This is a genomic window from Agrobacterium sp. ICMP 6402 (assembly GCF_009498615.1).
In the GTDB taxonomy this organism is placed as follows: domain Bacteria; phylum Pseudomonadota; class Alphaproteobacteria; order Rhizobiales; family Rhizobiaceae; genus Agrobacterium; species Agrobacterium burrii.
In genome coordinates this window covers 373,582-380,070 of record NZ_QSNV01000005.1, presented here as the reverse complement: position 1 = coordinate 380,070, position 6,489 = coordinate 373,582, and the positions used below count along the sequence as shown (strand labels likewise).

The 6,489-nt window shown below is 57.6% G+C and carries 4 protein-coding genes; all 4 read left to right on the top strand.

From position 1 onward, the window contains the following. The first annotated feature begins 232 nt into the window (after positions 1-232). The 4 genes from DXT96_RS16680 to DXT96_RS16665 all read left to right on the top strand — a co-directional run bounded on the left by DXT96_RS16680 (position 233) and on the right by DXT96_RS16665 (position 6,392). Entirely contained in the window at positions 233-1,183 is a 951-nt protein-coding gene (locus DXT96_RS16680; protein WP_371418899.1) for a phosphoribosylaminoimidazolesuccinocarboxamide synthase, read from the top strand. A gap of 2 nt (positions 1,184-1,185) precedes the next feature. Beyond that, positions 1,186-1,845 carry a TetR family transcriptional regulator gene (locus DXT96_RS16675; RefSeq protein WP_153515584.1) on the top strand — a complete coding sequence of 220 codons (660 nt, stop codon included), beginning with the start codon at positions 1,186-1,188 and terminating at the stop codon, positions 1,843-1,845. A 201-nt stretch (positions 1,846-2,046) separates the two neighbouring features. Continuing rightward, positions 2,047-3,249, top strand: coding sequence for an efflux RND transporter periplasmic adaptor subunit (locus tag DXT96_RS16670; RefSeq protein ID WP_149900599.1), 1,203 nt, complete (start codon positions 2,047-2,049; stop codon positions 3,247-3,249). A 53-nt stretch (positions 3,250-3,302) separates the two neighbouring features. After that, a complete protein-coding gene (locus tag DXT96_RS16665) occupies positions 3,303-6,392 on the top strand; it encodes an efflux RND transporter permease subunit (protein ID WP_149900598.1) in 3,090 nt (1,029 codons plus the stop codon). Positions 6,393-6,489: the final 97 nt, after the last annotated feature.

Genomic DNA, 6,489 nt, shown 5'->3' with positions numbered 1-6,489 from the left:
ATAAGAGATCACCCGCAAACAAGTCAACACACCCGCCGTCAAAAAACTGACATTTTTGGTAAGTGGCTGATTTTACAGAGGACTTTAACAGAAATGCACATGAGGCTCCTGAAAAAGCCTCCTTTCTGTGGCGACTGGCCCTGTTCCGGGAAACATGCAATAGGAACGGGCAAGAGTTTCAGAAAGACCGGGGCGTTCAACGCCCCATATAAGCCCAAGAATTGGAGAGCCCGTGCGCATTCTCGATGAAGCCGTCATTCCCGAGCTGCCGAATTATTACCGTGGCAAGGTGCGGGAGAACTACGATCTGCCTGATGGCAACCGCATCATCATATCCACCGATCGCCTGAGCGCCTTTGACCGAATTCTTACATGCATTCCTTATAAGGGGCAGGTATTGACCCAGACGGCGCGCTACTGGTTCGAGCTGACGAAGGATATTTGTCCTAACCACGTGGTAAGTTATCCCGATCCGAATGTCGTCATCGGCAAGAGGCTGGACATACTGCCGGTAGAAGTGGTGGTTCGCGGTTATCTGGCCGGCACCACCGGCACATCGATCCTGACCCTTTACAAGAAGGGTGAGCGGCAGATGTACGGCATGAGCCTGCCGGACGGGATGAAGGACAATCAGATTTTACCCGAGCCGGTGATCACGCCGACAAGCAAGGCCTTCGATGGCGGCCATGACGAGCCGCTGACACCCGCAGAGATCGTCGAGAAGAAACTTCTGACACGGGAGCAATGGGACACGCTCTCTCATTATGCGCTGGCGCTGTTCAAGCGCGGGCAGGAGATTGCCGCAAAGCAGGGCCTCATCCTCGTCGACACGAAATATGAATTCGGGACCGATGAAAACGGCACGATCATTCTGGCCGACGAAATCCACACGCCGGATAGCAGCCGCTACTGGATGGCTGACAGCTATGAGGAAAGCTTCCGCAATGGCACACGGCCGGCGAGCTTCGACAAGGATTTCGTCAGAGCCTGGGTTGCCGAACGTTGCGATCCCTATAAGGACGAGGTGCCCGAGATCCCGCAGGACCTCGTCTTGCAGACCTCGAAGGTCTATATTGATGCTTATGAACGCATCACCGGACAGAGTTTCGTTCCCGACGATAGCGGTGAGACGCCGCTTGCAAGAATACGCCGAAATCTGGAGCGGTTTTTCCCCGGAGTCTGACCTTGAGCAAAACGATCGAACAGGCGCGAAAGGGTGACAGGAAGAACGACCGTCCTGTCAAACGCCGGCCTCGCCGTTCCGCCGAAGAAACACGGCGGGACATTCTCGCCAAAGCCGAAGAGCTTTTTCGCGAGCGTGGCTTCAATGCAGTGGCGATAGCCGATATCGCCGCAGCACTCAGCATGTCACCCGCCAATGTCTTCAAGAATTTCAGTTCGAAGAACGCACTCGTCGACGCCATAGCCTTCGAACAGATCGGGATCTTCGAAAGAGAGATCCGCCCGCTCGACGATGGTCACCCACCACTTGCCAGACTGCGCCACCTCGCCCGTACCCTGATGGAACAGCACCATCAGGACCTCAACGACAATCCCTATATATTCGAAATGATCCTGATGACGGCCAAGCAGGACATGAAGTGCGGCGACTATTATAAATCCGTCATCGCAAATCTGTTAGCCGACATTATCAGCGACGGCATCAACGCGAAGGTCTATGCGCCGGCGGACATTCCACCTCTGGCGGAAACCGTGCTCCACGCGCTGACAAGCGTTATCCATCCCGTCCTCGTTGCCCGGGAAGATATCGGCAATTTGGCAACACGTTGTGATCAACTCGTCGATTTAATCGATGCCGGATTGCGCAATCCACTTGCTAAGTGACGATTCCCTATTTACGTCACCTTCTCGCAATTGCTTGCGAAGCGCCTGAGCCTGCGCTTCTATGCGCGTGGCGGTCCGGAATGAATGTAATGACGAAGGCCCCATAAGGCCTTTCCCTGTCATACCTATTCTTTCCGGGCGCGCATCCGCCGAGCGACATTGCGCTTGTAGTTGAATGCGACTGATACGCAGGGAAGAACAATGAGCCGACGTATTTTACCCCTATTTGCTTCTTTGTGTGTAACAGCGCTCCTGGCGGGATGCAGCGATGGCGGCGAGAGCAGCCAGACCGCCGGTCAGGGTGCCGAGCGTCCGCCGTCTCCGGTCAGCATCATCCTGATGAAGAGCAGCGAATATCCTCTGACAACAGTGCTTCCCGGTCGCGCCAGCGCATTCCAGACCGCCGAGATCCGTCCGCGCGTTACCGGCATCATCCGCGAAATTCCCTTCAAGGAAGGCAGCGAGGTCAAGCAGGGCGACGTTCTCTACCAGATCGAAGACAACACCTATCTGGCGGAAGTGGCGCAGGCCAAGGCAAGCGTGGCGAAGGCCGAAGCCAGCGTTCCAAGCGCCGAGGCGAACCTTGCCCGTTACGAACGGCTGGTCAACAGCGGCGCAACCCAGATCGAATATGAAAACGCCAAGGTGACGCTGCTGCAGGCACAGGCCGACGTGGCCCAGACCAAGGCGGCGCTGGAAACGGCTGAAATCAATCTCGACCTCACCAAGGTCCGCGCACCTTTCGACGGCATCACCAGCGCCACCGCTTTCAGCATCGGCAACGTGGTGACGGCAAACCAGACGACGGCTTTGACGACGCTGCGTCGCATCGATCCGATCTATATCGATCTGATGGAATCCAGCATCAATCTTCTGCGTCTGAAAAATGCGATTTCGTCGGGCCAGCTCGGCGGCGACACCAAGGAAACCGGCATTCATCTGACGCTGGAAGACGGCACCGAATACAAGCATGACGGCAAGATCGACATGTCGGACATGGCGGTGAGCGAAACAACCGGCACGTTCTCCATCCGCGCCCTCTTCGAAAATCCGGACGATCTTCTGCTTCCCGGCACCTATGTTCGCGCCACGCTGACCATCGGCAAGGAGAAGGGCTTCCGCATTCCGCAGCGCGCGGCAAGCCGGAACGCCAATGGCGAACTGACCGCAAAGTTCGTCTCGGCGGAAAACAAGGTGGAAACCCGCACCTTCCCGTCCAGCCAGCAATCCAACAACGCCTGGCTGGTGATGGAAAACGTCAAGGATGGCGACAAGCTCATCGTGGACGGCTTCCAGTGGATTGCCGACGGCGCGACAGTGGCGCCGGTGGAAGTAACCATCGACGATCGCGGTATCGTTGTTCTGCCGCAGCAAGCTCCGCCTGCCGCCGCCCCCTCGAAATAAGCATGAGCACGAAACCCTTGGTCGAAGCTCGTAAAAGGTAAGGCAGGACTGCCATGGCCCATTTCTTCATCCGGCGCCCCGTTTTTGCATGGGTTATCGCCATCGTCATCATGCTGGGCGGCGCGTTGGCAATCGCGACGCTCTCCATCTCGCAATATCCCGATATTGCACCGACGACGGTGCGCGTCAGCGCGACCTATAACGGCGCCAGCGCCGAAACAGTCGAAAAATCGGTGACGACGATCATTGAGGACGGCATGACGGGCCTCGATGACCTCACCTATATGACGTCGTCTTCCTCCACCGGCAGCGCCGAAGTGACCCTGACCTTCGGCAACAGCATCATGCCTGACATCGCGCAGGTTCAGGTGCAGAACAAGCTGCAGCTCGTCCAGTCGCAATTGCCCGATACCGTGCAGCAGCAGGGTATTCAGGTCAGCCGCTCCACCTCGAGCATTCTGATGGTGGGGGCGCTGATCTCCACCGACGGCAAGCGCAATTCCGCCGATCTCGGCGACGTGTTCTCCTCACGCGTCGAAGACCAGATCAAGCGTCTGGAAGGTGTGGGCAGCATCAACGTCTTCGGCTCCGAATATGCGATGCGCATCTGGCTGGATCCGTTCAAGCTCAACAAATATCAGCTGACCACCGCTGACGTCACCGGCGCCATCCAAAGCCAGAACACCCAGGTTTCGGTCGGTTCGCTCGGTGCGGTTCCTGCCGTCAAAGGCCAGCAGCTCAACGTGACAGTGACGGCGCAGAGCCAGCTGACCACGGTCGCCGATTTCGAATCGGTGATCCTGAAAGTCGAAAAGGATGGCTCGACCGTCCGCCTCAGCGACGTGGCCCGCATCGAAATCGGCCAGGAAACCTATGGTGGGGATTCCCGCTCTAACGGCCGGCCTTCTGCCGGTTTCGCAGTCAACCTTGCCACCGGTGCGAACGCGCTCGACACGGCGGCGCGCGTAAAATCGGCGCTTTCCGCCGTCGAGGGTTCGCTGCCCGAGGGCGTCTCGATCGAATATCCCTACGACACGACACCCTTCGTGAAGCTGTCGATCGAGAAGGTGGTGCATACGCTGATCGAGGCGATCATCCTCGTTTTCGTCGTGCTTCTGGTGTTCCTGCAAAACCTCAGAGCCACCTTCATTCCCATGATCGCGGTGCCCGTCGTGCTTCTCGGCACGTTCGGGGTGCTTGCGCTGACAGGATATTCCATCAACACCCTCACCATGTTCGCCATGGTTCTCGCCATCGGCCTTCTCGTCGATGACGCCATCGTCGTTGTCGAAAACGTCGAGCGCATCATGTCGGAAGAAGGCCTGTCGCCGGTCGAGGCGACCGAAAAATCGATGGGTGAGATCACCGGTGCAATCATCGGCATTGCGCTCGTCCTGACCGCCGTGTTCATTCCGATGGCTTTCTTCGGCGGATCGACGGGCATCATCTATCGTCAATTCTCGATCACCATCGTTTCGGCCATGCTGCTTTCGGCTGTGGTCGCCATCGTTCTGACACCGGCGCTTTGCGCAACCATGCTGAAGCCCATCGACCACAATAAAAAGAAACGCGGACCGGGCGCGTGGTTCAACCGTGGCTTCGGCAAGACGACGGACGGTTATGTCTCTTCCATTGGCTACCTGCTGAAACGCCCCCTGCGCGTGATGATCCTCTTTGCAATCGTCATAGGCGGCTGCGCCTGGTTTTTCAGCAAGCTACCAAGCTCCTTCCTGCCGCAGGAAGACCAGGGCGTGCTTCTGACGATCATCCAGACACCGACCGGTTCGAACATCGAACGCACCAATGAGGTTGTGAAGCAGGTTGAAAACTACTTCCGCGAAAAAGAAGCCAACAATGTCGAATCTGTTTTCGGTGTGCTTGGCTTCAGCTTCAGCGGTTCAGGCCAGAACAACGCCATCGTCTTCACCAAGCTCAAGGATTTCGCCGAAAGAACGGCACCCGACCAGCACGCCGCCGCCATCGTGCAGCGCGCTATGGGCACCTTCTTCGGTTTCCGCGATGCGCAGGTCTTCCCGCTTCTGCCGCCGGCAATTCAGGGCATGGGTACATCGAGCGGTTTCTCGATGTACCTGGTGGATAGCGGCCGCAACGGCACCGACGCATTGACTGCCTCATCCAAGGAGCTGATCGCGCTTGCCACGGGCAATCCGAAGATCAGCTCGCTTCGAAGCGACAGCCAGGACAATGAAACGCAGATGAAGATCATTCTCGATCAGGAAAAGATGGGGGCCATGGGCGTCGATCTTGCCTCCGTGAATCTCATGCTGACGACGATCTTTGCCGGCAGGGATGTCAATGACTTCACGCTTAACGGCGAACTCAAGCCCGTCTATGTCCAGAGCGACGCGCCCTACCGCATGCAGCCGGACGACCTCAAGTTCTGGTATGCCCGCAACACCAACGGCGAAATGGTGCCCTTCTCCTCCTTCAGCGAGGTGAAGTGGATCAACGCCCCGCCATCTCTCGCCCGTTACAACGGAACAGGCGCAATCTCGCTTGAAGGTACAGCCGGGACAGGTGTCGCCTCCGGTGAGGCCATGGACGAGATGGAGCGCCTGACGGCAAGCCTGCCGGGCGGTTACACCGTAGCGTGGCAGGGCATTTCCTACCAGGAACGTCTGTCCGGTTCACAGGCGCCCATGCTTTATGCGCTGTCGGTGCTCATCGTGTTCCTTTGCCTCGCCGCGCTCTATGAAAGCTGGTCGATCCCCTTCTCGGTCATTCTGGCCGTCCCGGTGGGTGTCCTTGGCGCTTTGACTGCGGCCCACTTCTTCGGTCAGACAAACGACGTCTACTTCAAGGTGGGCCTGCTGACGACCATCGGCCTTGCTGCGAAAAACGCGATCCTGATCGTCGAATTCGCCAAGGAGAGGCAGGAGCATGGGTTAAGTCTGGTGGAAGCTGCGCTGGAAGCTGCGAAGCTGCGCCTGCGTCCGATCATCATGACGTCGCTCGCCTTCATCCTCGGCGTTGTGCCTCTCGCCATCGCAACCGGAGCGGGTTCTGCCGCGCAAAATGCAATCGGTATCGGGGTGCTGGGTGGTATGCTTTCTGCAACACTGCTCGGAATTTTCTTCGTTCCGTCCTTTTTCGTCATCATTCGTCGCCTTTCAAGGCGTTAACAAAACAAAAATGGGCTGTGCCAACCGTTAATACGCTGCTAGAAATGTTGCCGATTTGGCTAATGCACGTTTCTACGGCATATCGACCGCGCAGCCC

Coding starts and splice junctions, on each gene's coding strand:
- DXT96_RS16670 (WP_149900599.1), top strand. CDS start 2,047: ATGAGCCGACGTATTTTACCCCTATTTGCTTCTTTGTGTGTAACAGCG.
- DXT96_RS16665 (WP_149900598.1), top strand. CDS start 3,303: ATGGCCCATTTCTTCATCCGGCGCCCCGTTTTTGCATGGGTTATCGCC.